This is a genomic window from Streptomyces sp. NPDC058796 (assembly GCF_042745235.1).
Taxonomy (GTDB): Bacteria; Actinomycetota; Actinomycetes; order Streptomycetales; family Streptomycetaceae; genus Streptomyces.
This window is the reverse complement of sequence record NZ_JBHYOP010000036.1, coordinates 1-3,194: the sequence shown is the minus strand read 5'-3', so window position 1 is coordinate 3,194 and position 3,194 is coordinate 1. Positions and strand designations below refer to the sequence as shown.

Here is a 3,194-nt window from a genome sequence, read left to right as displayed (position 1 = left end):
ATGGGTGGTTGGTCGTTGTTTGAGAACTGCACAGTGGACGCGAGCATCTGTGGCCAAGTTTTTAAGGGCGCACGGTGGATGCCTTGGCACCAGGAACCGATGAAGGACGTGGGAGGCCACGATAGGCCCCGGGGAGTCGTCAACCAGGCTTTGATCCGGGGGTGTCCGAATGGGGAAACCCGGCAGTCGTCATGGGCTGTCACCCGCTGCTGAACACATAGGCAGTGTGGAGGGAACGCGGGGAAGTGAAACATCTCAGTACCCGCAGGAAGAGAAAACAACCGTGATTCCGGGAGTAGTGGCGAGCGAAACTGGATGAGGCCAAACCGTATACGTGTGAGACCCGGCAGGGGTTGCGTGTGCGGGGTTGTGGGATCTCTCTTCTACGGTCTGCCGGCCGTAGGGCGAGTCAGAAACCGTTGATGTAGGCGAAGGACATGCGAAAGGTCCGGCGTAGAGGGTAAGACCCCCGTAGTCGAAACGTCAGCGGCTTGCTTGAGAGACACCCAAGTAGCACGGGGCCCGAGAAATCCCGTGTGAATCTGGCGGGACCACCCGCTAAGCCTAAATATTCCCTGGTGACCGATAGCGGATAGTACCGTGAGGGAATGGTGAAAAGTACCGCGGGAGCGGAGTGAAATAGTACCTGAAACCGTGTGCCTACAAGCCGTGGGAGCGTCGCGCAAGGACTTGTCCTTGCGTCGTGACTGCGTGCCTTTTGAAGAATGAGCCTGCGAGTTTGCGGTGTGTTGCGAGGTTAACCCGTTGTGGGGTAGCCGTAGCGAAAGCGAGTCCGAATAGGGCGTTTGAGTAGCACGCTCAAGACCCGAAGCGGAGTGATCTAGCCATGGGCAGGTTGAAGCGGAGGTAAGACTTCGTGGAGGACCGAACCCACCAGGGTTGAAAACCTGGGGGATGACCTGTGGTTAGGGGTGAAAGGCCAATCAAACTCCGTGATAGCTGGTTCTCCCCGAAATGCATTTAGGTGCAGCGTCGTGTGTTTCTTGCCGGAGGTAGAGCACTGGATAGGCGATGGGCCCTACCGGGTTACTGACCTTAGCCAAACTCCGAATGCCGGTAAGTGAGAGCGCGGCAGTGAGACTGTGGGGGATAAGCTCCATGGTCGAGAGGGAAACAGCCCAGAGCATCGACTAAGGCCCCTAAGCGTACGCTAAGTGGGAAAGGATGTGGAGTCGCACAGACAACCAGGAGGTTGGCTTAGAAGCAGCCACCCTTGAAAGAGTGCGTAATAGCTCACTGGTCTAGTGATTCCGCGCCGACAATGTAGCGGGGCTCAAGCGTACCGCCGAAGTCGTGTCATTCATACAATAGGGCCAACGCCTGTATGGATGGGTAGGGGAGCGTCGTGTGCCGGGTGAAGCAGCCGTGTAAGCGAGTTGTGGACGGTTCACGAGTGAGAATGCAGGCATGAGTAGCGATACAAACGTGAGAAACGTTTGCGCCGATTGACTAAGGGTTCCTGGGTCAAGCTGATCTGCCCAGGGTAAGTCGGGACCTAAGGCGAGGCCGACAGGCGTAGTCGATGGATAACCGGTTGATATTCCGGTACCCGCTGTGAAGCGTCAAACATCGAGCATCGTGATGCTAAGGCCGTGAAGCCGCCCTGGAGCCTTCGGGCAAAGGGGAGTGGTGGAGCCGCTGAACCAAGCGGTTAGTAGGTGAGTGATGGGGTGACGCAGGAAGGTAGTCCATCCCGGGCGGTGGTTGTCCCGGGGTAAGGGTGTAGGCCGTGCGGTAGGTAAATCCGTCGCACACATGGCTGAGACCTGATGCCGAGCCGATTGTGGTGAAGTGGATGATCCTATGCTGTCGAGAAAAGCCTCTAGCGAGTTTCATGGCGGCCCGTACCCTAAACCGACTCAGGTGGTCAGGTAGAGAATACCGAGGCGTTCGGGTGAACTATGGTTAAGGAACTCGGCAAAATGCCCCCGTAACTTCGGGAGAAGGGGGGCCATTCCTGGTGATGATCTTTACGGTCTGAGCTGGGGGTGGCCGCAGAGACCAGCGAGAAGCGACTGTTTACTAAAAACACAGGTCCGTGCGAAGCCGTAAGGCGATGTATACGGACTGACGCCTGCCCGGTGCTGGAACGTTAAGGGGACCGGTTAGCTTGGATTCGTCCAGGCGAAGCTGAGAACTTAAGCGCCAGTAAACGGCGGTGGTAACTATAACCATCCTAAGGTAGCGAAATTCCTTGTCGGGTAAGTTCCGACCTGCACGAATGGCGTAACGACTTCTCGACTGTCTCAACCATAGGCCCGGTGAAATTGCACTACGAGTAAAGATGCTCGTTTCGCGCAGCAGGACGGAAAGACCCCGGGACCTTTACTACAGTTTGATATTGGTGTTCGGTTCGGCTTGTGTAGGATAGCTGGGAGACTTTGAAGCTCGCACGCCAGTGTGGGTGGAGTCGTCGTTGAAATACCAGTCTGGTCGTGCTGGATGTCTAACCTGGGTCCGTGATCCGGATCAGGGACAGTGTCTGATGGGTAGTTTAACTGGGGCGGTTGCCTCCTAAAGAGTAACGGAGGCGCCCAAAGGTTCCCTCAGCCTGGTTGGCAATCAGGTGTTGAGTGTAAGTGCACAAGGGAGCTTGACTGTGAGACCGACGGGTCGAGCAGGGACGAAAGTCGGGACTAGTGATCCGGCGGTGGCTTGTGGAAGCGCCGTCGCTCAACGGATAAAAGGTACCCCGGGGATAACAGGCTGATCTTCCCCAAGAGTCCATATCGACGGGATGGTTTGGCACCTCGATGTCGGCTCGTCGCATCCTGGGGCTGGAGTCGGTCCCAAGGGTTGGGCTGTTCGCCCATTAAAGCGGTACGCGAGCTGGGTTTAGAACGTCGTGAGACAGTTCGGTCCCTATCCGCTGTGCGCGTAGGAGTCTTGAGAAGGGCTGTCCCTAGTACGAGAGGACCGGGACGGACGAACCTCTGGTGTGCCAGTTGTTCTGCCAAGGGCATGGCTGGTTGGCTACGTTCGGGAGGGATAACCGCTGAAAGCATCTAAGCGGGAAGCCTGCTTCGAGATGAGGACTCCCACCCACTTGATGGGGTAAGGCTCCCAGTAGACGACTGGGTTGATAGGCCAGATATGGAAGCGCCGTAAGGTGTGGAGTTGACTGGTACTAATAGGCCGAGGGCTTGTCCTCAGTTGCTCGCGTCCACTGTGTT

Annotated in this window: 1 rRNA gene; it reads left to right on the top strand. The window is 56.8% G+C overall.

Annotated features, from left to right (window positions below):
* Positions 1–51 precede the first annotated feature (51 nt).
* Positions 52–3,172, top strand: a 23S ribosomal RNA gene (locus ACFW47_RS35125).
* Positions 3,173–3,194 lie beyond the last annotated feature (22 nt).